The sequence below is a fragment of the Blautia sp. RTP21359st1_E11_RTP21359_211015 genome, assembly GCF_040910705.1.
Classification (GTDB): Bacteria; Bacillota; Clostridia; order Lachnospirales; family Lachnospiraceae; genus Blautia_A; species Blautia_A fusiformis.
In genome coordinates, this window is sequence record NZ_JBDGAB010000019.1 from 1 (window position 1) to 25649 (window position 25649).

Here is a 25649-nt window from a genome sequence, read left to right on the forward strand (position 1 = left end):
AACTATAAGCAGACTACTGTTACTTGGACAAAATCCATCAATGCTACGAACTACCTGGTTTATTACCGCTCCGCTGATACCACAAAGTGGACCAGAATTGCAAACGTCAGTTCAAAGACCCTGAAATACGTTCACAAGTCCAGCCGTAAGTACCCGGTTGAAGCCGGAAGAACTTACTACTATATGGTAAGGGGATATAATAAGACGTTTAAGACTTACGGCAGTTACAACAAAGCAGGACTGCGGGTTGTCATCCAAGAGAAACCGGCTGCAACGCCTACTGCCACTCCGACAGTTGCACCGACAGCAACGCCGAAGCCGACACAGAAACCGAAGCCTACGGCAACACCAAAGCCGACACAGAAGCCAAAGCCAACCGCTACACCAAAGCCAACAGAAACCCCGCTCAATACAGAGAAATTCATTAAGGAAGTCATACGATTGACGAACATTGAAAGACAAAAAGCCGGGAAAAATCCGGTGCAGGAGAACGCAGCGCTTGATAAAGGAGCGGCGGTAAGAGCGAAAGAATGTGCACTTGTTAAATATAGCCACACCAGGCCAGATGGAACGAATGCAAACACAGCTTATCATGAAGCTGGTGCTGGAAATATTCGTGGGGAAAATATCGCTGTAGGCTTTAGAACTCCAAAAGAATTTGTCAATGGCGTCGTAAATAGCCCTGGACATTATGTTACTATGGCAGACAGCGGTGCTACTCATATTGGAGTAGGCTGCTACAAAAAAGATGGAGTCATTTACTGGGTGCAGATTTTCGCCAAAGACCCGGACCAGAAGTTTACGTTGACTGTTGACGCAAACGGCGGTACATTCCCAGATAAAGGTGGAGTTGAAAAATATACGATGCAGATTCCGGCGGGGATGACGCTATCAATTGATAATATCTCAAAGCCAGAGAATGACGGCAGCAGATTCGATAAGTGGACAACTGTTTACGATGATGGCTATGAAACGAAACAAACAACGGAAATTCATATGTCAGAAACAAAAACTCTAAAAGCCAATTGGATAGAAAATCCATCTTAACTAGTTTATATCGCACAAACGCACCACCGCGAGGTGGTGCGTTATTTTTTTTGCAAACCATATATATTTGTTGTAAAATATATATAAAAAAACAAGTAGGGAGAATTATTTGTGACATCGCGAACTACGCTCGCGTGTAGCAGACACGGATGGAAATTTCTCTACCCATCGGTGATAAAAAAAGTAAATTTATATTAAAAACTCTTCAAAATTGACCATTTCTTTGCGTTTTCTTGATTTTTTATTTCTATCCTGATATACTATGTTGCATAGGGAGCCGAGAATAACGGCAGGCGGTTTATCTCCTCGTAACTGTTAATATAGTTTACTGGGGAGGTGCAGATAAATGCCCCTTCTCTAGTTTTTACAAGGAGGGGATGCGACATGTATAAGTTTGTAGTCGCGATAAGTGGTCTCACTTTCGTGCTAGAATGCTGGAAATTTATCTGGCAAGTAGAACTCGACAAACGGAACAAAAGCAAGAAGCCGCCGACTACTGGAACTAGACGACGGCTTAAGTTAAACTTGAAAATTAATTTCTGGAGATAAACCGTTTGCAACGGCTCCCTGTGTTTCTTATATTATAACATTCTTGTTCCAACAAAGCAAGCATTCATTTGTCAGAGTAACAGCTGCTCCAACGATTATTACACATACTTTTGAAGGATATTCTACATGTGAACTACCCGCATCTAAAGAAACAGGCTTCCGAAGAAGACAGTCTAGACACAGGCTTCGAACCCGCAGGTTCTCTTTTTCCTGTCTATCCGGGTGACATATTACGCCACGTCTGTAAGCGTGACCCCGTAGCTCGGCAGGCTACTCCGGTGTTCCACCGGTAAGGTTATCGGGTTACCAAAAGACTGCATGTCTGATATGGCACTTTTAGCAATCGTATTCAATTTGTTATATGTAATACAAGATTTTGCAAAATCAACCCGTATGGATTTTTTCTTTGCCATATCAAAACCTCCTGTCTTTTTTCTTACATAGTTAATATGCCGAAAAAATCTCAAACGGGACGATTTTTTTGCGAAAAATTTTTGCAGAAAATAAAAATTTCTCTACGCCGAAGCGTAGAGAAATCAATAAATCGCAAGCGATATTTTTGTTTATTTGTATATCTAGGCGTTTCCATCTCGGCAATTAAATCTCCGAGAATTCCCACTTATTTCTTAAATCCCGCCATTCTCGGAGATTACACATACTACTGAGTAATATTCTACGTTTAAGTCCCGTTACTCCCAGAGACTATACGTACATAAGAGAATTCGTCCTCTCTATATATAGTAGATACAAATTCGTAAAAGAAGTCAATAATTTAATAAAATAGTGTAGTTATTTCACTGTCCGCCAGTTATCTTGACTAAATCAAGAAGGATGATTTAGCACCTGTCCTGTCAGGTCGTTCCAGCCCCTACGTCTGTATGATGTTCCACGGATTATTTTACTTCGGCTACACACGAATGCATCCACTACATCAGTCATGACATTCTCCGAAGGCGAACGCTCCTTATTCGCATAACAGAATCTTTCCCATTCTGGGCAAATGAATAAGTGATTGACCGACGGACGACCATAGGTTGATAACTCCCCGGCTTTGCCGGAGTCGTTACCAGATTCCGTTTCACTCCAATGACCGCGGCTTCTTTGCGAGGCCGAAAAGCGCCTCGCAGGACTAACACTATCCCTCTATCCCCTGTTACGGGGATTACCTTTAAAAAATATACTATGCAACAATTTTTTGCTGTTGCTGACACCTCCCCGCCTTTTCTATCGGGTACACGGCCTTAAACATTTTACACATACAAGGTCTTTTGTATACAACGGCATATGTTTTTAAGTTTTATTCTGGCAAATGCCAAGTACAAGATTGTTCTTATCTTGTTACATATATAGTATGCCGAAAAAATATAGTTTTTGACGAAAAAAAGAAAAAAATATTTTTTAATTCTTTACGCTTACATCCGACGGACAACTAAATATGTAAATCTAAGCGATGCATATTTAGGTTGGCCGCGGTTTTACGCGTAATTATGATAATATGCCAAAAACTCTATTTTGTCAACTAATATTTTGAGAAATATTTTAATTTAGTCTTTGTGTGTGATTGACCGTCGACTGCTCGCAAAAGCCAACAAAAAATAATATTACAGCAAAAATGTTATAATGTCGTTTGCTGGGTTTATTGTAAAACCATTTTTTGAATAGAATGAAATAAGCTTATCCATTTCATTCTTATTAATAACATTTGTTACTTGTGCTTTACCTTGAATTTTTTCACAATTTAATTGAACTGCTAGATTCTTTATGCAGCTCATTCCGGCTGAACCGATGCCTTTATTTTTCATATTCGGACTTGTAATGTAATTATCCTGTATCCACAATATATTCGTGTCGTTGTAGTGTGTTAAATCAGCATAATAAATTTTAGGTTTCCTGATATTTGAAGTATAACTCAAATAGCCGCATATTTCATATCGTGTTCTAATTGCGTTTAATTGTATACTATTAGTTAGGAAAAATGCAACATAATCATTACCTTGCTCTACTTGTGCTATCTTACAGAATCTCGCATCTCCTGTTAAGCATTTGTTATTAATCCAGTCAAAAAATTTTATTAATATCTGCTTATCCCAATCATTTTTTATCGACTTTAATATTTTATGTGTTTCAGTATCGTCTATATTTTTATAAAAAAATTCGTTATGAATCATCTTGCATTGTTATCAGAAATACCCCTCGTCCGCACACATTAGAAATAGACTTCGCAAATCTCGTATTCTGTCTTCTGTCCTATATTCAGGATATTCAGAGGATAAATCCGAACCTTTCTCTTTATATTTTTTACATACTATTATATCACCCATCAACTGTTCTGCAAGTAATCTTTTTTCTTTTTTTCTGCATTCCCCTTTTAAATCTCCCAGTCGTATTGCCTTCCGAGCAAGAACATATGCTAATCCATCACGATATTCAAATGGTACTTCGTATATTCTTATCTTTCCTTCTTCCAAGTCGCATTGACATTTTGTGTTTTGACTGTATTTATCGTACGATTTTGTATAATAATCTTTGTCTTTCATTTTTTTTACTCCTTTTCTTACCTTTTGTATTTAGTATGCGAAAAAAATGCAACAAAATGCTTTTATACCACATCTCCTCCTCATACTTACACAAGAAGCGCACGTTTCCGTGCGCTTCTCTTCTTATCTTTTATTTCTTTTCCTCACCACTTCATATTTTTTGTGGTTATCCATTTTCAGTTACTTCCTGCGTTTCTTCTGTTTCCGAGGATTCATCATCAGGATTAATCCAGTTCCAAGAACCGCAAGTGTGCCAAAGCCGATAATACCATACTTCCAATTTCCTGTTCCTCCAGTCATCGGCATCTTAAATGTTGCTGAGTTGGTTACTTCAAAAGTACAGTCGTAGAACTGCCACTTGTTCGTATAGGCATCCCACGTCGCCTTTGATGTATCAGCCTTATTCTTGATAGCCTCCTCTTTCGTCATTGTGATTGGAAGGGTAACAGTAATCGGGTCTTTTAAAAGCGTATGTCCTTCAGTCGTTTTTGTTTCTGTTATCTGGTATTGTCCCCTGTCAAGGTTATCAAATACAAGATTTCCATTTGCATCAGTTTCTCCTTTTGTGCTCTCACCAACTTTCAAAAGTCTATTTGGAGCAGACTGTACCGAAGCAGACTGGAGGAACTTCAGCTCAAACTGAACTCCTTTTAAAGGTGTTTTTCCATCTGTATCAAATTTCCTGATACTTATTTTGCATGGCTTTGAAGTATTGATAACATCCAGTTTCATTTTTTCATCTTTACCTGTCGTCAGATATTTAGGTGTACTGTCAATTGTATATTCAGCAGGTGCTTTTACTTCCGTAATTTTTAGCGTTCCCCCAATAGGAATAACTACTTTATTATTATGTTTATAAAAACCATCACTCTTATAACCAGCCTCTTTTGAGGTGTATGACGTATCCATTTTTACGAGTCCTTTTTCATCGGAAACGAGATACCATGTTTTCTTTGTTATGTCATTGTCCATGAACTCAACTTTGAAGACTACACCCTTGATTGGATTCTTATTTTCATCGGTTTTTGTAATCTGGAATCCGTCTGAAACAAATATCGGCTCATCAGTGAACTCAAGTGCAACCTTCTTACCGTTGTCTTGGGGCATATTGATTTTTATCGTCTGCGTTCTGCTGTCTAATGTATGACCAAGCGGCGCCTTGACCTCTGTGACCTGGTACTCCCCGGATGTGGTTGGAAGCGACAGCTCTTCTGTTGTTCCATCCTCCGCTGTTATCAGCCTTCCAGTGAATCCATTTCCTGTTATCTCAAACTCAGCACCTTTCAGTGAATATCCGCTTAATTCCAATATTTCATTTGACACAGTAGACTTTTTCTGTATCTTTACAGTCGGTGGGGTTATCTCATCATCTATGAATCCTTCGCCTGCAAATGTCTTCAATGGCCCTTCTGTGCTACCCTGTGCCAGAAGTGTCTTGTACTCTGATTTATCAAATGTAAGCGATGCGATTTCTTTTGATATCAGATATCCCTTAGGGGCTTTTGTCTCCTTGCACCATAACGTGATAGACGTTGTTGCTGAATCAACAGCGAATGAGATAGTATTGCTCATACCATCCTGTCCCGTTGTCAATGTGCCAATGAACTCTGAAGAACTACAATTTTTATCACCATAAACCTCAAACTGTGCTCCAGCCAAAGGTTCTTTTTTCTTATTTATCTTTTTAACGTTCATCCTTACACGCCATGAAAGATGGTTCACGATACCATCAACCGGGCCAAACATTTTAAGTTTTCCATTTTCCTGTTCCTCTGCACTTAATGCTTTATATTCATCATGAGTCCATGTCTGACTATAGACTTTGTCATCAATATCATATCCATCTGGAGCATCCGTTTCTTTACAGTATAACGTGATTGAGTCATTCGCTGCGTCAGCTTCATATGTAAATTCATCCGTAAGGCCGTCTTCACCTGACGTGAGCTCTGCTACCTGTGAATCTTCGTCGCATGTCTCGTTTGTATATATTCCAAACACAGCATCAGCAAGAGGTTTATTGTCGTCGTCAACTTTCTTAATTTGTGCCCTCAGGTTCCATCCCGAAGGATTGGATTCGTGTTCATTTACAATTCCATTTTCTGAGCCAAACCACTGAAGTTTTCCATTCTTCTTATCCGTATCAGACAGTTTATCGTAATCCGCCTTTTTCCATGTCAGGGTAAACACTTCGTCATTAAGTATATATCCATCAGGAGCGGCTGTCTCACGACAATACAGCGTTATCTCTGATACATCGTTCGTGAGCCTCATTGTTTCCAAAGGCGTCAGACCGTCTTCGTCAGTTACGTATGAATCCAGCTCATTTTCGCCAGCCTCTGCATCATCCTGGCTCTTATAGATACTAAATTCAGCCCCTTTTAAAGGTTTATTTTTTTCATCTATTTTTTTTATCCTGAACGAATAAGCCCAGCCTTCAGGGGTATTTATCACTCCTTTACCACCAAACGGTTTCCGCTCGCCGGTGGAATCCTGCTCTTTCTTTGTGAGTTTTTTATAATCACTAAGACTGAAAGTAAGTGACAACGGTTCGTTGTTTGCGGGAAGGGCAAATCCATCAGGAGCCTTTAGTTCTTTACAGTATAGTGTACATGTTTTTTCTGTAGACTGGTCTAAATCAGGATACGTATAATCCGGGGTCAGCCCGTCCGAGCCGGTGGTAAGACGAGCTAAAGCATCGTCTTCCTTTTCGGCTTTTTCCTTAGTGTTATAAATTCCAAACATAGCCCCGGCCAGCGGATTTCCGTTTTGGTCGATTTTTTTAGCATAGACCGTAAGTCTCCATCTTTCATCAATATGCGGGTCTATCTGCTCATACTTCTCAGAAGTTACCGCATTGTAATCAACCCATGTGTCCAGTTTTGAGTCTTTCGGCTTTGTTACGATACTAATTGTCTTAGTAGTCTTCACAACCTGATATCCTTCCGGCGCCTTGACCTCTGTTATCTTTAATGAGCATACAGGCAGGAAATAGGTTTTTGTATTGTCTGCATTCGTCACATAGAACAGTGCACTGCTCTTATACCCTGAAGCAAGATGGCTTCCATCTACTTTAACCTGTCCATTGCTGTCAGATTTCAAGTACCATGTCCTCTTTGCTTTAAAAGCTGTGCCACCCTGCTCACTGTACTGCACTTTGTATATCGCTCCTGCCAGTGGCTTTTTCGTGTCCCCGGCCTTTTTGGTAAGTATCGCGCCTTTGAACCTGAACGGATAGTTTACAACATATCCTGTCGACGTCATGCTCTTTTTGCTTCTGTCTGCCGTTTTGACAAAATCTCTGAGTTTATAGCTCTTTCCCGCTGCTATCTTACACGGACCATACACATTTGTATTCTGAATCGTACCGGATATTCGGCCTGTTTCCTTCACGTAATATGTTCCTGGTTTTAATACAACAGTAGCGTACGCTTTTGATTTTACGGTTTTTTTGGTCTTTGAATCTGTCATGTATGACAGTGGAACGTTTCCGCCCTTACCAATGACAGCCTTTTTGCCATTTGACATCGTAGCGATATGTGAAGCAGCGCAGTCCTTGTTTGTATAGATAGTGAACGTTGTATCAACAACCTCTCCTACACGGCTTGTGTTCTTTGCCAGCTGGTCATACAGGCTCATACATTTATAAACCGAAAACTTTGAAGTCGTTGGTGGCGGAGTCGTAATAGATGCACAGAAAAAGCCAACCATTGTCTGCGCGGTCTGTCCACTTGGTCCCGAACATTTTGCACGGAAGAAGAAGGTTCTTGCTGTTGCAGAATCATTTTTGATACACTCAATGTAAAAATCCGTTACAACAGGGTCTCCGTCAAAGTTATTGCTCACATCACTGACACATCCACCAAACAGCCAGTTGAGTCCATCAGCACCTTTTCCGCCAATGTTATTAAAGATACTATCGCTGCAACCGTGAATATTAAAAATCTGTCCGGCCCCGAAGCCATTATGGTATACGTCCATTCCAGATACCCAGTTAAACGAAACACCACCATTTCCAACATTATGTGTTGTTGCGCTGGCCTGCCAGCTCTTTCCTACGGTGTATTTACTGATATCTCCTTTCAGATATACCATATTACATCCTTTTGCTATAAAGTATGCGGGATATGTTCCATCTGGAAAATAGCTTGAAAAAGTTGCCACTGAAACTTTTCCAGTCTGGTCTTCTTCAGGTTTTATCTCATCTGGCATAAGGTTTTTATAGAATGCTGACTCCGTGTCTTGCCATACAGTGACAGTTACATCTTTGTCTGCATATTCTGCCGGGATGTCGATATAGCCGGTCTGCTCATCATATGTACATTCATCAGTGATAGGCTGCTGCCGTCCGCCATGTGCTCCACGGTCTACATCAACCGCCAGTGATGTTCCGTCAGCACCGTTAAGATTATAGTTGTATTTTGAAGCATCTGGATTTATTAAACAATGAAGGCTTCCATCTGACATCTTTTCATATGGATACTTCAAAATGATATTTGTTACAACATTTTTTGTATGCTCATCAATATCTGGCTTACTTGCATCGTAAAACAGGTAATATACTTTCAATCCGTCACCCTGCGATACTTCATCACTCCTGTAAGATGCGTCAAAAAAATCTTTTTTGTCTGCTTTTACATTTTTGATTCCACACTTAGAAGCATAACCACTGAACATGGCCGCAGCCTCCGATGTTGAATTGGCTACCGCGTTATAATCAACAGTATCTCCATAATTTGATGTTGTAAGTCTCACGCCTTCTTTATTGCATGCGCCAATAATGTACGCAGAATCAACAGATGCAGGCATGTATCCGGAAGCATCATCGCCATTATTTCCTGCAGCACCAACAACGGTGATTCCGTCTCCTACGGCTTTATCAATTTCTGTTTCCAGTATTTTGTTTATGGAGTCTTTTCTTGTTGATATTGAAAGATTGATGATACCTACATTTTGCTTTATAGCATATTCCATTGCAGCAATAACATCAGAAATGCTACCCTGGCCGTTGTCTCCAAGCGCCCTGATAGACAAGATTTTTGCTTCATTGTTCTGATTTACGATATTTTTTACCATGGTATCACCATGGCTGTTTTTACCGGTCAGGTCATCATCAATCAGCGAAATTCTGTCTACGATATTTTCAGACTCAGACACGCCTGTGTCAATCAGTGCGATTACATTATCTTCACTCTTTGCTGCCACAGAATCCTCGGCGGTATTCAGTGCTGCAATAGCGTTACTTTCTGTTTCTGACGGGATGCTGTCGCATGCATTTTCTGAAGCATTTTCAGTAGCAGCTTCAACGATTGCATCCGGTTCTACTGCCTCTGCATTCTCTTTGTAATACATATAAGCGTTCATTGCCTGTGTTGCGTCTTTGTATTGCAGAAGATAAATATTACCGTAAGAGCCAATCAGATGTTCTTCGTCAACGATTCCAGATTCAGCATCAGTCATAACAATCAGTCTTGCAGAAGCAAATTCATCAGCGTTCAGTTCATCCACGCCGTCTGCTTTTTCCAAAAAATGTTCTTCCACTGTTTCATCCGCACTCTCTCCTGTATCCGTTGTCTCGCTGTCATCCGCAGCTTCCGCGTCTGTAGTCAACTCTTCATCGCCAGCCTCAGTAACGTCATCAGTGTCATTTTCATCTACTGCTGTTTCGACCTCGCTTTCATCCTTGTCCTCTTCAGGGTCTACAACTGATAAGTCATCATCCATACCTGCAGCATCCGCTTTGGATTCAACATCTTCTGTCTCTGCATCAGCTCCTTTGTGCACCGAATCATCAACGCTGATATCCTCGTCTTTCTCTTTGTTATCATTTACATCCGTATCTTCATTTGTACTATTGTCCGCAGTCGCATCATCAGCACAATCATCGCTGACATCTTCATCTGCTGTTTGCGTTGTCTCATCAGTAACACCAGTATCGCCTTCGCTGGACTTCTCAAACTCCACGTCTACAGTTTTGTTTTCATCCATAAAAATTGCCTGCTCATAACTGTCTGAAACATCATCAGCGTTAAGGTCAGCCTTTTTATTTGCATCTCCAGCCTTCACCTCATACTTTTTCAGTACATATCCTTCATCAGCCTCTGCTTTCACATTAGCCACGCTGTCAGATTTTACTTCGTAAGCGTATGTATAATTATTTTTAGCGGCATCCTCACTTGAGACCAGTACGTCATCCTTATCGTAAACATCAATCTTTTCTTCATCCGTCTTTCCGTCTTCGGATTTATGTTTTACGAGTCTGACCGTATGTTCTTCATCCTCGCCTTTGTCTATGACGATTTTTCCGCCAGTGTTTTTCAGCTTCAGAAACAAAAACCTTGTTTCTTCTGCTTCATCTTCACTTGAAACTTCCGTACTATCAGCAGTCTCGTTCCCCTCGCTTGTATTCAGGATAGTCTGAATGCCGTCATCATTCGTAATAGTCTGCGTCTGTGCTGAAGAGTCTGTTTCTGTCAGGTCTGCAGCATAACTTAAAATAGGCGCAGCCACGGTTGTTGCAGCTGTTACTGCTGCCATCACGCTTGACATAATACCTGCTTTAACCGTTTTTATTGTTATTTTTTTTCTTTTTCTCCGGTCTGGCGGGTTAAAATATTGTTTTTTCATATCTTTCTTCCTCCTTGCTTAAGATTTTTTATCTTTTTAAGCTTTATCATTTTAATCTCCTTTCTTCTTTGTCAACTATACGCTACGGTTTGTATTCTCTCATTTTTCATCCTCCCGTTATTTTCTTTATATTTCCTGCCTTTTTTTGTCTCTATGAAAAACCGTTACTGGCATTTTTTTCTTTCTTTTTTAATATGACAAATCAAAAAAAAATTAGAACATTTTTTTCAGCATACTAATTGTTTTACTCGCTGTATCATCGACGGACGGGAGACCGCGGTCATTGAGCGAAGCGAATCTGGTAACGAAGCCGAAGACTGAGTTATCAAACTTGTTTGCCAGTCTGTCTGAAGGTAATCAAGCGGTTTTTGCCGCTGACAAGCGAGCGTAGTTCTCGGTATCATGACGTAAAACAGGAGACTAGAAGTAATTACAAAACGCTTATATTAAACAAACAGCCTGGCTTCGCCAGGCTGTTTTATTTTTGCTTTTATCTTCTTTTATCTTTGTAATCTTATCTTCAGCATCATTTATATTTATATTTAGCAGGCGATATTCCGCCCTAAATTCTACTCTGAGCCAATCCTGCCATTCTTCTCCCAGTCCTTCAGTTCATGTTTTGCTCTTCTCCTGAACCGGTAGATGATGTCCATTGTCCTTGATTCGGAAATATTCTTTTGCCGGCATGCTTTCATGGTCAATTCTCTCCAATTATCTTCCGGCGCATATTTCAGGTAGTTGTCAATAACGAACCTGGCCTCTTCGTTCATGGAGACCAGCATTTTTTCAACAATCTCATGTACCTCGCCCGGCTCTTCTTTCAAAACCTCGTCGACACTGTCGCGTCTTAAGATATCTTGCTTCTTTTCACCAATCCTGTCGGCAAGGGTGTCTCCTTCATTAAAACTGTCAACTGCTGCTAGCGCAACCGGTTCATCCATACTGAGTGTATGGCACTTCAACCGTACATAGCTCTGTACTGTGCTTTTTTTCATATGCATACTTTTCGCGACTTCGTCTTCTGATAGATGCTCGCTATGCATCTTTTCGACTGTCTTTGATGCCTCGCGCATTACATGCGCAGATGCACCCATTGCTCCGGTCTCTTTCCGGTATGCTTCTTTCGCCGCTGACCGGATGCAGACATTGATATATGCCCAAAACGGGACTGCTTTGTCAGTGAGGATGTAATCACTGATGCTTCCCATAATACTTACAGCAGTATTCTGGACCATGTCTTTCAGGCTATCTTCGTTGAGGAAACTTTTTCCGTAGTGGCTGTTGATATATTTCTGTACTTTATATGTGCAGACATTCAGTATTCGGCTACAGTCCTCTTTCACCCCTTCCTTTGTGATTTCTTTATCTGCCAATTCCGAATAATAGACTGGCTCTTCATATAAATTAATGCTCGCCATTTTTGCATTTTCCTTTCTTTGATTTATTTGAGATATTGTTTCTCTTTTACGGTTTCAATATGCAAAAATGTTGAGGATACAAAAAAACGGCTGTATCGTCCAAGATACAGCCGCCGTATATATCAGATAAATCTCAGCACCAGGTTGACGATTGCCATTCCCAGCTGGTCACCTGCTGCAATCAGCATAGCCAGTACAGCGGATGCCACTACAACTGACATAAGCTCTTTCATAACCGTTACGTTGCCTGGCCATTTGATATACTTCATATCCGGAGTCATTTTTTTAGACTCGTCAAGTTCTTCTTTCTTAAATTCGATATCGCCTGGCTCACCGATATTCTCTCCTTTTCTTATCTCCATTTTTAACTCCTTCTTTTTTTATTTTTCTGTATCCTGGCAAAGGATTCCGCAATAATTCCTTCCTGCCATTTCAAGCTGAATCTGCTGCATCGTTTCTGCCACAACACCGATGACGATGATTAATGAGGTTCCGCTGATGGTTGTTGTGATTCCGAGGGAACCGCAAATAGCCATTGGGATTACCGTTACGCAAATCAGCATCACCACACCGATAGAAGTAAGGCGGCGGGAAATACTCTGAATGTAGTTCTCCGTATCCTCTCCTGCTCTTACTCCCGGAATGAAGCCCCCGGCCTTCCTGATATTGTCAGAGATTTCTGCTGCATTAAATGTCACCGGCAGGTAGAAGAACGCGAAAAATACAATCAGTGCCAGATAAATCAGCAGGCCAACCGCATAAATCGGATGGTCGTTATCAAACCAGTTCTTCTGTGTCATCATGTTCAGGAAGATTTTGCTGTATCCGCTGCCATATCCTTTTCCGGCAATCGTTGCAATCAGCTGAGGGATAGCCATGAGTGATGAAGCAAAGATGATTGGCATAACGCCAGAAATTCCTACCTTTACCGGAATCTGTCCTGTTTCGGCATCCTCTCCTGACTGGCTCATCTTCTGGCTATACTGTACATGCAGCGGATGATATCCTTCTGTCATATAAATGATTACGATAATCATCAGCAGCAGTAAAGCGATAAACCCGGTGATAGAGAGCGCAGCCACCATTTTACTCTTTCCGTCAACCACGCTTTTCGCCATAGATGCGAACTGGCCTGGCATCCTGGATACGATGTTCGCCATCAATAGTACAGATACACCGTTTCCGATTGCTTTTTCTGTAATGATGTGCGCAAGATACATCATGATTCCTGTGCCTGCCGTCATAAATACCGTGATAGCAATAGCAGAAAAGACAGCGTTTCCGGTAATCATACCGCTCTTATTGAACCCGATTGCCATACAAAGGCTCTGGATTGCTGCAAGTACGATACCAACGATGTTAGTGATGAACTTTGTGACTTTCTGTCCATGTTCACCCTTTTTCTGTAGTTTTGCCAGTGACGGGATTACGCCTGCCATCAGCTGGATGACAATCTGTGCTGTAATAAGCGGGGTGATGCCTAAAGCAAACATGGAGAAGTTTTCAAATGACCCTCCTGTGAATGCTGAGAAAAGATTGAGCGCATCGTTGGAATTGGACGCCATCCACTGCTTAAAAACAGAAGCGTCCACTCCGGGAACCGGAATCATGGAAATCACACGTGTCAGAAAGATTATTCCGACAATGATTTCCAGTTTCCGTCTGATGTCTCGTGTTGTCAGGGCCTGTTTGATAGAGTTAATCATTTTTTTAAGTCTCCTTTTCTGTATTTAATTTTTGATTTGGTCTTCAATTTTTTTTAATGTTTTTTTATACTCCTTTTCGTCTTTTACCGGAAGGCCTAATATCGTTTCCAGATTCTTTGAAATCTTTCGGCTGATATCCTGGCTTCCGTTTATCTGGACCAGCAGTTCATAATCTGTTTCTTTCTGGTTTAACATTTCATATTCTTTTGCTGCTTCCAGTAGTGGAACCATGTATTTTTCTCTTTCCAGGCAATTAATCGGAAGTCCGTATTGTGAGCATATCTTGTCCACATTCATCGTCTTCTCATCAATCTCATTAGAAAGCGAATCCAGACAGTTTGAAATTTCTTTTAAGTCTTTTCTTGCCTTTCTCTTTTTTGTTACTTCTCTGATAAATGCCGGGACGTACATCGCGGCACCGGCTACGATGATACCGATTCCCGCAGTCATAAATGTTTCCATAAGTGAAACCCCTACTAAAATGACCGGCGTCCCGGTGGCCAAAAGCAATCCTCCCACTCCATCTTTATCTGCATTTTCTTTAATCTCCTGCCTTTCTCTTTTTATCTTTGATGCTGTCAGGTATTCTTTCCGGATTTCTTTTAAGGCCCTTTCGTCCTCAAGTGCATTCTCAATCGGCTCGGCTGGGCGCTGGCATTTAAAAATCTCTTTCAGCTGCATATACCGTCCAGCCTCATACGGTGTGAGCTGAAACTTCTCCTCCTCTTCTCTCCTCACATCCAGTTCGTCAATCAAAAGGCTGGTCCTTTTTAATAATAAGTTTGTTCTTTTTGGATAATGCGCCGTTTTAGCCGGCACGTTTTGTTTGTTTGACATTTTTCTGCATTTCCTTTGCTATATTGATTCTGGCCATAACGTATTGTGCATGATATTTTGAGTAATCAGCATAATAGCCTTCTGCACTTGAATAGCCTGTTGCCTGATTTAAAATTTCCTTGCTTAATGTTTTATCATCAAGCCAAAGACCATATGTTTTTGCAAGGGCAAGGACTTTCATTTCTTTTTCCAGTGCCTCTGTAACTGATTCTTGCATCTTCTTTGTGAAATCATCAATGCTGTCATATCCTATGCTCTTTACATAAGACTTAAAAGCATCACTGTTAATATCTGAAAGCCCAGATTCCTGATATACACGGATAAAAGCCTGCTGTATGTCATAACTGAGCACATCATCCGGATAGCCTGTGATTTTTGCGTTTTTACACAGGGAGTCTACACCGTTTTCGCTTAATTCCTGCGTTTTTTTATACTCTAAAAGTGACTTTATGTACTCACGGTATTCCTTAATCGTCGTCTGCGCCCCGCTAGACAGGCTTACCGCTGTTTCATCTGTCAGTGTCATTCCTTTCACTTTTTTAATTGTGATGTGATAATCAAAAGTCTTTCCTCTATAATTTTTGTCCTTGTAGTCCTTCGGGAATGAATACTCTACATTAATCACATCACCAGCCTTAACCCCAACGAGTTTTTCATCAACTTCGTCAGGGAACAGATTGTCTCCGACGATTCGGTCCTCATCTTTCACATCAACAAAAGCCTTTTGTTGCCCTTCTTCTGTTGCGGTATAGTCAATCGTAACAATATCACCGGATTCCGATTTTTCTTTTTTACTGAAGATATTCTGATTCATCATCTCTTCTTTTACAGCATTATCGATATCCTTTTCGGCAATATCCATATCCTGCGTTTTTGCTGTTTCGGCGATATCGCAGCCGCTTACATCCACATATTTCAATGGGTCGTATTCTGGCCTTTCGCCTGTTTCTGTACCTTCATCTTCAGAAGTACTATCCGCATCCGTTTTGTTGACAGCCGCAGTCAGACGCTTTATGATGTATTCCGCGTTTGATGATTCCACATCCAGTTCATCCTGCACTTTATCGGAAATACTTTCTCCTACTGTCGTGGAATCGGCAATCTTGTCAAGCACATCATATTGTTTGCCACATCCGGTCAAAGCCAGTATGCTGGAAAAACCGACAATGCTTACCGTAAATCCAGGTGGAAACCAATATTTTTTTCTTTTCGTTATCTTTTCCCTCCTTTGTTTTTCTTCCTGTATACATACAATATGCTGAAAAAACTCTGTATCGTTCGTTTTTTGAGGATTTCTTTTTGCGTTTTTTTAGCTGTAAAATTTCACTGCATTTTCACAATTTTTTTTACTCTTTTTTGCATATTGTAAATATAAAGAAAAATAGGAGGTGTTAACTTTGAAAAGATTAAAAAACATTACGGAAAAATCCAAACATAAAGATGCATTGTTTATCGCAAAAACTCTTTTGTTCCTATCCATTCCGCTTATCAGTTCCGCATTGGGGCTGACATATCTGGCTGTACATCATGCACTTTTCGTTTCTTCGGAATCAGCAATCTGTTGCGGAATTGGCACTTTCATCGTGTCTCTTTGGGCTATTGCTGAGTTTTGGTTCGGGCTCTCCTTTTGCAATAAGTAAGGAGGGCTGATGACAAATGATAATCAACCCAAAAGAAGTTAAGAAAGAAGAACTGAAAGGCTTCCATAAACCTACATATGACGAACAGCGCTTCCTTGAGAACAAAAACAAGACCTCCAGGACGTTTACAGTCAGGATACTATGGAATGCATTGCTTCCTATCATATGGGCAACCATTGCTATGGCGATGCTGGCCGTTTACCAGTGGTATCATGGTTATATGCGCGCTGCTTCTTTATGTTGTTTCTTTACCCTTATTTTTGCAGCCTGGGTTTTATCTTATTTTTTCGTAGATTTTTTCTTCCGGGAACGAAGACGTAAGAAAGAGATAATATTTGAAACAATGACATGCCGGGTGTCAAAAATGGATTTGTACAAAAAAGATACTTATGCAGCATATGCAGCAACAGACACAGAAATCTGCACGGAGCCAATCATGGTCGATAGCATAACATTTCAGAAATGGCACAAAGACAATAGCTGTCCATTCCTTCTTGTCAGATACAATACGAAAAAAGACCCGCAGGCAAAATTTTTTCAATTATTCTTGCAGCAGGAAGTCACTGATGCATTTGCTATCGAATGTTTTTAAGCAGTCACACATATGCGGCTGCTTATTTTTTTTGCGTATTATTTCTTCTCTGTTTTCAGTTTCCTTCTTTCCTTTGCCTTCTCGGAGAGAATCAGGCATACTATATATATTAAATCAGAACGGAGGCTATTTATATGTCAGAAAAAGACATTTTATATATCATCATCCCTGCCTATAACGAGGCAGACAACATCTTAAACGTTATCAATGACTGGTATCCAGTTGTTGAAAAGCACAACGGAAACCAGAAATCCCGGCTTGTTATCATTGATGATGGAAGCAAGGACGATACATACAACATTATTTCCGCCGCAGCGGAGACAAGACCGCTGCTTCACCCGGTTAAAAAAACGAACTCCGGGCACGGTGGAACTGTATTATATGGATATCAGCATGCAATCGCAAACAATGCCGATTATGTTTTTCAGACAGATTCTGATGGTCAAACGCTGGCTTCAGAATTTGAAGGATTTTGGCAGAACCGCAGCGACTATGACATGGTCATTGGATGGAGAACAGGAAGGCAGGACGGATTTTCAAGGGTGCTTGTTACAAAGACCTTGAAGTTAGTCTTACGCTTATGCTTCGGTGTTTCACTAAAGGACGCGAACACACCATTCCGCTTAATGAACACTGACACGTTAAAATGCTATATTCAGTTAATCCCAAATGGGTTCAACCTTTCCAATGTTTTGCTGTCAGTTATTTATGCGAAAAAAGGATGCAGCGTTAAATATATTCCTATCACATTTCGGCCACGCCAGGGAGGCGTAAACTCAATCAACATTCCGAAAATCATTAAAATCGGAAAACAGGCCATAAAAGATTTCCGAAAAATAAACAAAACAATTTCCAAAAAATAGCAAAAAAAATAGAGGAGAAAGACCTATCCTCAGGCCTTCTCCTCTATTTTCAATTTCCAAGCAATGCAATTACTTCTTTCCAGTTGTCTTTAAAGAAAATATGTTTTTCCTGGTCCCCGGAAACGTTGACCCAAAAACTCCCGTCGTCCTTCTGTCCGATACATAAACTTTTATTCCTGTATTCAAGCTGCAGATTACCTCCGGAAGTAATCATTGCAGCGCACCTCATATTTCTGGCGATATCTATAGTCTCTTCTGCCGGTCGCTGCCACCATTTATCCTCTGCTGTCATATATCTGGTGATACCGAGCAAATCATCTTTATAATTATGGTTTTTCGTGTTTGCGGACTCATCTACGTACAGACCCTTATCCCCTTCTCCTATAACGAAATTTCGGCTTTGTCCTCTTATATAAAGGATTCCGTTTTCCATATCCGGTTTCATCCGGAACACCGGTCCTGGCAGGTAATTCCATAACCGCTCTTCTTCACATCTTTTTATAAAACCATTCAGCTCTGACAGATTTTTTACTGGAACGCTCCATTCCTGCCCAAAGTCAACAAGGTATTCCTCCCCATCCGCATCAATCTCATTTACGCATGAATCCTGCTGAACGGAAACCAGAAAGCCCCCGCTTCCATCGTCTGCCGCTTCATATGTACCAAACAGTCCACAGATTCGTAATGCATCATCTTTAATATCCAATTTATAGCTCATATTTTTTCCTCCTGCTGCATATATTTTTTTGCATACAGACAATATGAAAAATTTTCCAAAAAGAAAAAATTAAAGCGTTTCATATTTTTTGTTATTCTGCATATTAATTCTGAGAAATTTTGGTTTTATAAAGAAAGGGAGCAATAAAAAATGAAAACAAACGAAAAAGAAAAATTTTATGGAGCACACTTAACCCATATGGAAACTGTCAAAGACAAAGCGGTCATCATTGCGAAATTTGCAGCCGAATTCTCCGGAGCAAAAACATCCAGAATTGTATCCAGGATAAAGTCTCCGGAAAGTATGGAGAAGAAGATTCTGGCAGACAGTTTGCCAGTTAATTATCACTCTATGCTGGTTGAGGAATCTGATGCCATTGGAATCCGTATTATCACAGATTCTATCTCTGATGTGTATAAGATTTCAGATAACCTTGATAAAATCCACGATTTCGGTGATACGAAATGTCAGGTTTTACATATCAAGGATTACATCAAAAACCCAAAGCCCAGTGGATATCGCAGCCTGCACGTCATTTTAGGAATCACATCTGACGACGAAGTCTTTCCAGAAATGAAGGTAGAAGTTCAGATTCGTACTTCAGTTATGGACTGTTGGGCAAGCCTCGAACACTTGGCGCAGTACAAGCAGGTTATCAGCCTGACCCCTGAAGTATTAGATACACTGGATACATACCGCCAGGCAGCAGACAGAGAAATCCAGGCGATGTATGCTTAAACGACTAATTTTATCGAAGAATGCCACAAAATAATGTGGTATTCTTTTTTTTTGCATAAAAAAAGACGGCTTCGCGTTATACGAAGCCCTCCTTCGCCATCCTTCGACCTTCTCTCCGTTTCTGTTTATTGGTCTTCCCGTAAAACACAGTTGGCCTTCCAACCGGCGGACGGTCATGCTGAATCTTTGAGATACCCATCTGCAGTTCCAGTTTCTGAAGTTCTTTCTTGCTTAATTTTTTAGACATATCTTTTTCTCCCTTCTTTGCGCGTCTCTATGTTATATTTACGAGACGAATATTATTTTTTACATATTTAATATGCAAAAAAAAACATGTTAAGAGAAATACTCTGAATCCTTATCAGCGGATTAAAAAACCGTGACCAGGCTTTCCCGCCCGTCGATAAGAAATGCTGGTACAAAAATGGTACAGGAAAATCCTTATTTGGCATATTAAACAATATAAATACACAAAAGGAGAAAATCACCAATGCCAAAAGAAAAAACCGTAAAAGGAGAAATGTACAGAAACGAAGACAAAATCAAAAGAAAAACGCGCGTGGACAATTTAGAAGATTTTTACAATTTTCGTATGCCATACAAGGATGAGGCTATACATGCCAAAAAATCAATGAAAATCTTAAGGGCTGTAACTATTTCTTCCTTTCTTCCATTTTTAGCCGTCGTTTTATTTTTTCTTGTCTGGAATACTATCCATGTTGTCATGGATGGACACTTAGAAAAGGAAACGATGCAGACGTATATCTTTATCTGTATATTTTTTGTATTTTTACTTGTATACAAAAAGAATAACAAACTTCAATTTAGCGCGTTAGACGATTACGACATCCATGTTTTAGATTGTCAGGTTTGGAGCATGCGGAGAGAGCCAATCGAAAACTTCTATTCTTATTACGCTGCCATCTGCACCGATACACAGTTTTGCAATGAATATGTAGCCATCCAAAGTTATACATACAACTGCCTTGTTGATAATCCAGATGAGCAAATGCTTTTAGTTAAAGTTGAGCACACCACTAATGACGACATCAACAACTCAAAACCATTATTTTACTTACAAACAAAGAAAAACCTATCCAAACAAAAAAGACAACTGGAATAATGCCAGTTGCCTTTTTTTTGTTCTGACTGCATATTTATTGCATGCTTTTTTTTATTGCTCTTCCTACGGCTTGCAACTTCCACAAGGCTCATAACCTTCTGAAATCAGTTCTTCCCTGCTGCCGGTATATTCTTTTTTGTTTTTTGTTTTCATCTTTTTTACGCTGTTACAACTCGGTTTATGAAATTTTCCAGTATTTGTATTAATTACATATTCCGTCTGTTCTGTCGCGCCACTAGAATTCCCAGACACACCGCTTGCAGAACTCGTGTCAGCGTTTCCGCCCACATCCGGCTCTCCGTCCACGACTGACTCCTGGTCTACCCAGCTGTCGCCTGTTGCATAATCAATTCCAATACCAGGCTGCACATTATAGCAATACACATTGAATTTGACACCTGCTCCGGAATCTTCCACGGACTCTGCTTCCATCTGCACTCCGGAAGCAACCAGATTATCTCCGTCAAAAACCGGAGTTACACGATAGAGTACATGGTTTCCGGTTTCTTTAACATAATCTGCCACTTCATCTTCAAACGGGAGCATTCCCTCCACATTCAGATATCGTGTTCCGGTTATCAGGTTTTTCTCATTTGCATTCTCCCCGGCCAGCTGAAATCCAATAAGGTGACAGCGGTTGTATAGGTACCGGTCTTTGATGATATCCGGATATTTGACGGTATGCCATCCGGAGGGCTTAACCATACCAATCCTTCCGCGTTTTTCCGTCGGCATTAACTCTTTACAGATGTTTGCATAAGCCACACCGCATCGCCCAAGACTATCCAAATCGCTGTAATTTTCAAAGGCATCTGTTGTAAAATCTGACTCTGCAAAATCCGGCTCGTTATCATTCACTACAGTATATGGGTTTCCTGTGTAGCCAGGAACCTGGCTCAAATCTGCCGCTGCCTGAACTTCTGTTTGCTGCATCCATCCGACATTACTTCCACTGATTACCACAACAGCAGCAATAGCTCCAGCCAGCATCATCCTGAACTTTTTTAACATTTATTTTTCCTCCTCTTTTTTGTATGTTTCCTATACTACACAAATATGCAAAACAAATCCAGATGCAAAATTCTTTGCGAAAAAATAGCCCGAGATATCCTTATCTCGGGCCTCTATGTATTTTTCTTCTTTTTTAAGCCGCGCCGTTATTTGCCGCTGAAGATTTCAGTCTTGAAGAAAACAGTGTGTACACGGAGTCTGTCTTAATCTCATCAGACATCTTATTGAACATGTCAAATGCTTTCAGTTTGTATACAATCGCCGGGTCCTTCTGTCCATATCCCACAAGGGCAATGTTCTGGCGCAGGATTTCCAGGTCATTGATATGCTGCATCCATTTGATGTCAATACATCTCAGGATAATCTGTCGCTCGAATTCTCTGAATACATTAATATCCGGCCACTCTCTTTCCCTGTCAACGTATTTGTCTTTTGCGGCGTTGATATAAAGCTCAGAAAGCCTTTTCTTCTTCATATTTGACTCATATCCCGGGCTTTTAATGCCATGGACCAGAACCTCAATTTCTTTCCGGATTTCTTGATACTGTGCATCTGTCACCTTCTTATCCGGTGCGTGTTTATCAATGACCATATTGATAGAATCTTCAATCATTGTCACCATCGTGCTTCTGGTATCTGCTTTTTCAAGGATAGCATCACGTTCTGCGTAAATCAGCTCACGCTGCTCATTGTTTACCTTATCAAATTTCAGGACATTCTTTCTTGCTCCGAAGTTATTATCCTCAATCACAGTCTGTGCCTTCTTCACAAATTTGTTTACAGTTCCATTTTCAAGACTCTCTTCATTTTTCATACCTGCCAGGCTTAACATATTTTTCATACGCTCTGAACCGTAAAGCCTGAGTACCTCATCATCAAGAGAAAGGAAGAAGATAGATTCGCCAGGGTCGCCCTGTCTTCCGGAACGTCCTTTCAACTGGTTGTCAATCCTTCTTGACTCATGACGCTGTGTGCCGATTACCTTAAGGCCGCCGGCTGCTTTCGCATCATCATCAAGTTTGATATCTGTTCCTCTTCCGGCCATGTTTGTTGCAATGGTGATTGAACCTTTCGTTCCAGCCTTTGCAATGATTTCGGCTTCTTTCTCCAGGAACTTGGCGTTCAGTACGGTATGCGGAAGACCTTCTTCTTTCAGCATCTTATCCAGGATTTCAGAATCCTGAATGGTTGATGTACCTACCAGAATCGGCTGCCCGGTTTCATGTGTTTTCTTAATCTCGTCAACAACCGCTTTAAATTTTGACTGTCTCGTCAAGAACATCTTGTCAGAGTCATCAATCCTCTGTACCGGTTTGTTTGTCGGTATCTTTACAACAGACATATGATAAATGTCTTTAAATTCTTTCCTTTCAGTAGACGCTGTTCCCGTCATTCCACATTTCTTATCGTATTTGTTAAAGAAATTCTGATATGTAACGGTTGCATATGTAGAAGTCTCTTCTTTGACTTCAACCCCTTCTTTTGCCTCAAGTGCCTGATGCAGGCCATCGGAATAACGGCGTCCCGGCTGGATACGTCCCGTGAATGAATCTACAATCAGGACCTCGCCATTCTTAACAACATAATCTTTATCTTTCTTCATCAGGTTATGCGCTTTCAGTGCTGCCAGGATGTTATGGTATAACTCTGTATATTCCCTGTCTGCCAGGTTGTCAATTCCGAAGTATTTTTCGCATTTCTTAATTCCCTGCAGCGTGAGGGTAACGATTCGGTGCTCTTCGTCAACCGTATAATCACCGGTTTCTTCCGGTCTCTCCCCTGCCATCAGGTCCACTTTTGATAATTCTGTTACTTCTCCCTTTTCCAGCTGCTTTGCCAGTTCATTACATGCGATATATAGTTTTGTAGACTTACCGCTGTTTCCGGAAACGATAAGCGGAGTTCTCGCTTCATCAATCAGTACAGAGTCCACCTCATCAATAATGCAGAAATGGAATCCACGCTGCATTTTATCTTCCATCCGCTGCGCCATATTGTCCCTCAGATAGTCAAAACCAAGTTCCGTGTTTGTAATGTACGTGATATCTTTTGCATATTCTTTTTTCTTTTCTTCCGGCGATGTCGTCTTTAAGATGCAGCCGACGGTAAGACCCATGAAACGATGGATTCTTCCAATATCTTCCGCATCACGTTCTGCGAGGTAATCGTTAACAGTTACAATATGAACCCCTTTGCCTTCAAGGGCATTGAGATATGCTGGAAGCGCAGCAACAAGAGTATTGTGCGTTACAACATAATTTCCACACAGGAACAGATGCTCTTCATTATCTACAGTAAAACATACCATCTCTGTTTCCTCTTCTTTTTTTACAATGTCTTTGATAGCAATTCTGTCATAGTGTTTTCGTTTATTGCCTGCTTTCTCAGCCATCAGCGCGCGTTCCAGTTTAAATGGATAACGGAAGAATTTCTTCTTCATATCATTATCAACATTAACGTTGATTGTATACTGGTCTGATTTTGCAGTTCTGATGCCGGCCTTTCTTGACAACCACCAGGAACATGACATACCAAGGGAATAAATCACTTCGCAGATATCATCACGAAGTTTTGCTGATGTGGTTGAATATGTAAGGTGAAAACGGTCTTTGTCTTCAATGCAACCATCTGTATCAAATAATCCCTGAAGCAACGCCCAGCGCTGTTCAATGGATGCAGTTTTGTAGATATCCGGGATATATTTATCTCCGCATTTTGTCTGTGTCAATAGTAAATCATATTCATCTGGAAATGTTTTACTTAAAAACCTTGAATTGTCATCTTCTTTATAAAAATACCAAGTATGCGCGCTTTTTCTTTTTCGTGTTTTACATTCAATGATTCTAGCTATTTCATTTGGAACAAATTCGTTTCCACTTGATAAGCCAAGAGTATGTTGAGAATCTTTACAACCATTTCCAAGGAAAGCCCCAAGCATATATGGGTCTACTGGTAGCGTAGCGTCAGCATATTCTACTGCATCATTCATCGGAAGTCTAAACCTATAAGCCTTTCCTTTTCGTAATCCTTCATTGTACATATCTACTGTATTTAAAGTCTTTAGTCCTTTTCTTCCAGCCTGATATACACTCCATAAATGTTCATCAGCCACTTCTACCATACGGCCATCGGAGAGATGCACTTCATAAATCTGTTTCTTTCCCTGTGGATATACTCCAAGTACTTTCGTTGGTTTTCCGTTTCTTCCAAACATTACATCTCCAACCTTAATATCGCCAGCCGTTTTCCAGCCTTCTGGGGTCGGAATTGGCGTATCTAATGAACAGCTCTTTCCTTCTCCAGTCTTCATTTCCGCAATCTTCCCCTCATTCAGCGCAATTGCACCCATAATCTGCACTTTGTACGGTCTTAAACCAATGCTTCGGTAAGCCGCCTCTCCCACTGCTGCATACGCATCAGGCATAATCTGGTCCACGGTTTCGCCGTTTTTCAGCCTCAATTTAAACTCGTCTGTTTTGCCTTTCAGCTCACTGTCTGTCAGGCGCTGCATGTTTTCCATCTTTGCATATATTTTATCTGCCATTTTTCTTAATCTCTTAATTTCTGACATTCTTTTCAAAATCTCCTTTTCGCATTTTTTTAAGTTCGTTTCCAAGTCAGATACAATATGCCGGAATTTGAAAAGTTTTTTCGTTTTTAGCGAAATTTTTTATTTTTCTTTTTTGCACACAAAAAAAAGAACCTGACTTTCGCCAGATTCCTTTTTGCAATCTTTACTTACATAGAAACAACGCAGTTCAGGCCGACTTTTTTGTTAGTCTTTTTTCTGAGCCTGATACATACCTGGCCATAGATTGGCCCGAATCTTAAATTGACACATTCCATTTCGCCGTCAAGTACTGCCGTGACCGGGTCGCCCTTCTGCATGGTCTTTGCCTTATCTAGCACATCTTCTTTTTTTGCGCGTATTACTGCAGAGCCAGACCCCTCACGAGCCTCAACAGTGATTACCGCCTGTCCATCTTCTACCGTGATTTCCGATATCCTGCCACAGACAATCTGTATGCGGGATAAATCGTTACCGGGCATTGTATACCCTTCCAACTCTTCAGAACTAAACGGTTCCAGTTCTTTTGCCGATTTTTTTATCTCTTCTTCCTTGACTGCTTTTGCTTCAAGTGCCGCAGAGATATTAACGCCTTTTGTATTCCTTTCCTCTGAAGCATCAATCATCTCAAAAAGGTCAGACTCTCCATATAAAGTCTTGTCATCTTTCATAAAAAAA

Annotated in this window: 19 protein-coding genes and 2 pseudogenes; 6 read left to right on the forward strand and 15 right to left on the reverse strand. The window is 40.6% G+C overall.

The window, feature by feature from the left end:
- The coding region (locus tag AB5026_RS08590) for a CAP domain-containing protein (RefSeq protein WP_368213115.1) at positions 1–1047 on the forward strand (1047 nt) is incomplete at its 5' end.
- Positions 1048–1826: 779 nt separating this feature from the next.
- Here AB5026_RS08590 and AB5026_RS08595 read toward each other — a convergent pair.
- The 9 genes from AB5026_RS08595 to AB5026_RS08635 form a co-directional block, all read right to left on the reverse strand.
- Positions 1827–2009, reverse strand: coding sequence for a hypothetical protein (locus AB5026_RS08595; protein ID WP_368213117.1), 183 nt, complete (start codon positions 2007–2009; stop codon positions 1827–1829).
- A gap of 1188 nt (positions 2010–3197) precedes the next feature.
- A complete protein-coding gene (locus AB5026_RS08600; protein ID WP_368213118.1) occupies positions 3198–3764 on the reverse strand; it encodes a hypothetical protein in 567 nt (188 codons plus the stop codon).
- A 12-nt stretch (positions 3765–3776) separates the two neighbouring features.
- Complete coding sequence (locus tag AB5026_RS08605) at positions 3777–4133, reverse strand: hypothetical protein (RefSeq protein WP_368213119.1); 357 nt, start codon at positions 4131–4133, stop codon at positions 3777–3779.
- Positions 4134–4313: 180 nt separating this feature from the next.
- Positions 4314–10757: a SpaA isopeptide-forming pilin-related protein gene (locus AB5026_RS08610; protein WP_368213120.1), complete on the reverse strand. Its 6444-nt coding sequence runs from the start codon at positions 10755–10757 to the stop codon at positions 4314–4316.
- A 569-nt stretch (positions 10758–11326) separates the two neighbouring features.
- Entirely contained in the window at positions 11327–12175 is an 849-nt protein-coding gene (locus tag AB5026_RS08615) for a hypothetical protein (RefSeq protein WP_173733828.1), read from the reverse strand.
- 122 nt (positions 12176–12297) lie between these two features.
- A complete protein-coding gene (locus AB5026_RS08620) occupies positions 12298–12537 on the reverse strand; it encodes a hypothetical protein (protein ID WP_195656987.1) in 240 nt (79 codons plus the stop codon).
- Between the two features lie 18 nt (positions 12538–12555).
- Positions 12556–13881 carry a preprotein translocase subunit SecY gene (secY, locus tag AB5026_RS08625; RefSeq protein WP_368213121.1) on the reverse strand — a complete coding sequence of 442 codons (1326 nt, stop codon included), beginning with the start codon at positions 13879–13881 and terminating at the stop codon, positions 12556–12558.
- 24 nt (positions 13882–13905) lie between these two features.
- Positions 13906–14718 (reverse strand): hypothetical protein, encoded by an 813-nt coding sequence (locus AB5026_RS08630; protein ID WP_173733830.1) that lies wholly within the window; start codon positions 14716–14718, stop codon positions 13906–13908.
- Positions 14690–15832 (reverse strand): FKBP-type peptidyl-prolyl cis-trans isomerase, encoded by a 1143-nt coding sequence (locus AB5026_RS08635; protein ID WP_368213122.1) that lies wholly within the window; start codon positions 15830–15832, stop codon positions 14690–14692. The genes AB5026_RS08630 and AB5026_RS08635 overlap by 29 nt, the downstream gene beginning before the upstream one ends.
- Before the next feature lie 283 nt (positions 15833–16115).
- Between AB5026_RS08635 and AB5026_RS08640 the strand changes: the two genes are divergently transcribed.
- The 3 genes from AB5026_RS08640 (at position 16116) to AB5026_RS08650 (ending at position 17813) form a co-directional block, all read left to right on the forward strand.
- Positions 16116–16358 carry a hypothetical protein gene (locus AB5026_RS08640; RefSeq protein WP_368213123.1) on the forward strand — a complete coding sequence of 81 codons (243 nt, stop codon included), beginning with the start codon at positions 16116–16118 and terminating at the stop codon, positions 16356–16358.
- A 16-nt stretch (positions 16359–16374) separates the two neighbouring features.
- Entirely contained in the window at positions 16375–16950 is a 576-nt protein-coding gene (locus tag AB5026_RS08645) for a hypothetical protein (protein ID WP_368213125.1), read from the forward strand.
- Positions 16951–17084: 134 nt separating this feature from the next.
- Positions 17085–17813: a glycosyltransferase family 2 protein gene (locus AB5026_RS08650; protein ID WP_368213126.1), complete on the forward strand. Its 729-nt coding sequence runs from the start codon at positions 17085–17087 to the stop codon at positions 17811–17813.
- Between the two features lie 49 nt (positions 17814–17862).
- Here the strand turns inward: AB5026_RS08650 and AB5026_RS08655 are convergent, their stop codons facing one another.
- Positions 17863–18531, reverse strand: a complete 669-nt coding sequence (locus tag AB5026_RS08655) for a hypothetical protein (protein ID WP_195656983.1) — start codon at positions 18529–18531, stop codon at positions 17863–17865.
- Between the two features lie 150 nt (positions 18532–18681).
- Here AB5026_RS08655 and AB5026_RS08660 point away from each other — a divergent pair, with 150 nt between their 5' ends.
- Positions 18682–19269 (forward strand): GTP pyrophosphokinase family protein, encoded by a 588-nt coding sequence (locus tag AB5026_RS08660; protein WP_110103358.1) that lies wholly within the window; start codon positions 18682–18684, stop codon positions 19267–19269.
- Between the two features lie 76 nt (positions 19270–19345).
- Here the strand turns inward: AB5026_RS08660 and AB5026_RS08665 are convergent, their stop codons facing one another.
- The gene (locus tag AB5026_RS08665) at positions 19346–19516 is read right to left on the reverse strand and encodes a hypothetical protein (protein WP_195567675.1); all 171 of its coding nucleotides are present in this window, start codon (positions 19514–19516) and stop codon (positions 19346–19348) included.
- A 243-nt stretch (positions 19517–19759) separates the two neighbouring features.
- Here AB5026_RS08665 and AB5026_RS08670 point away from each other — a divergent pair, with 243 nt between their 5' ends.
- Entirely contained in the window at positions 19760–20392 is a 633-nt protein-coding gene (locus tag AB5026_RS08670; protein ID WP_368213128.1) for a hypothetical protein, read from the forward strand.
- Positions 20393–20455: 63 nt separating this feature from the next.
- On the opposite strand, the gene AB5026_RS08675 is transcribed toward AB5026_RS08670, so the two are convergent.
- The 4 genes and pseudogenes from AB5026_RS08675 to AB5026_RS08690 form a co-directional block, all read right to left on the reverse strand.
- Entirely contained in the window at positions 20456–21403 is a 948-nt protein-coding gene (locus tag AB5026_RS08675) for a DNA/RNA non-specific endonuclease (protein WP_368213129.1), read from the reverse strand.
- A 133-nt stretch (positions 21404–21536) separates the two neighbouring features.
- Positions 21537–23642: pseudogene (locus AB5026_RS08680) on the reverse strand (preprotein translocase subunit SecA); the annotation flags it as partial.
- A 225-nt stretch (positions 23643–23867) separates the two neighbouring features.
- Positions 23868–24974 (reverse strand): annotated as a pseudogene (locus AB5026_RS08685) (LAGLIDADG family homing endonuclease); the annotation flags it as partial.
- 167 nt (positions 24975–25141) lie between these two features.
- Positions 25142–25642, reverse strand: a complete 501-nt coding sequence (locus tag AB5026_RS08690) for a hypothetical protein (protein ID WP_368213130.1) — start codon at positions 25640–25642, stop codon at positions 25142–25144.
- Positions 25643–25649: the final 7 nt, after the last annotated feature.

Excerpts from the sequence above, each read along its gene's own strand:
- secY (WP_368213121.1), bottom strand. The coding sequence starts at position 13,881 with ATGATTAACTCTATCAAACAGGCCCTGACAACACGAGACATCAGACGG.
- AB5026_RS08620 (WP_195656987.1), bottom strand. The coding sequence starts at position 12,537 with ATGGAGATAAGAAAAGGAGAGAATATCGGTGAGCCAGGCGATATCGAA.
- AB5026_RS08670 (WP_368213128.1), top strand. The coding sequence starts at position 19,760 with ATGCCAAAAGAAAAAACCGTAAAAGGAGAAATGTACAGAAACGAAGAC.
- AB5026_RS08660 (WP_110103358.1), top strand. The coding sequence starts at position 18,682 with ATGAAAACAAACGAAAAAGAAAAATTTTATGGAGCACACTTAACCCAT.
- AB5026_RS08645 (WP_368213125.1), top strand. The coding sequence starts at position 16,375 with ATGATAATCAACCCAAAAGAAGTTAAGAAAGAAGAACTGAAAGGCTTC.
- AB5026_RS08690 (WP_368213130.1), bottom strand. The coding sequence starts at position 25,642 with ATGAAAGATGACAAGACTTTATATGGAGAGTCTGACCTTTTTGAGATG.
- AB5026_RS08610 (WP_368213120.1), bottom strand. The coding sequence starts at position 10,757 with ATGAAAAAACAATATTTTAACCCGCCAGACCGGAGAAAAAGAAAAAAA.
- AB5026_RS08675 (WP_368213129.1), bottom strand. The coding sequence starts at position 21,403 with ATGTTAAAAAAGTTCAGGATGATGCTGGCTGGAGCTATTGCTGCTGTT.
- AB5026_RS08600 (WP_368213118.1), bottom strand. The coding sequence starts at position 3,764 with ATGATTCATAACGAATTTTTTTATAAAAATATAGACGATACTGAAACA.
- AB5026_RS08595 (WP_368213117.1), bottom strand. The coding sequence starts at position 2,009 with ATGGCAAAGAAAAAATCCATACGGGTTGATTTTGCAAAATCTTGTATT.
- AB5026_RS08605 (WP_368213119.1), bottom strand. The coding sequence starts at position 4,133 with ATGAAAGACAAAGATTATTATACAAAATCGTACGATAAATACAGTCAA.
- AB5026_RS08665 (WP_195567675.1), bottom strand. The coding sequence starts at position 19,516 with ATGTCTAAAAAATTAAGCAAGAAAGAACTTCAGAAACTGGAACTGCAG.
- AB5026_RS08655 (WP_195656983.1), bottom strand. The coding sequence starts at position 18,531 with ATGAGCTATAAATTGGATATTAAAGATGATGCATTACGAATCTGTGGA.
- AB5026_RS08615 (WP_173733828.1), bottom strand. The coding sequence starts at position 12,175 with ATGGCGAGCATTAATTTATATGAAGAGCCAGTCTATTATTCGGAATTG.
- AB5026_RS08630 (WP_173733830.1), bottom strand. The coding sequence starts at position 14,718 with ATGTCAAACAAACAAAACGTGCCGGCTAAAACGGCGCATTATCCAAAA.
- AB5026_RS08650 (WP_368213126.1), top strand. The coding sequence starts at position 17,085 with ATGTCAGAAAAAGACATTTTATATATCATCATCCCTGCCTATAACGAG.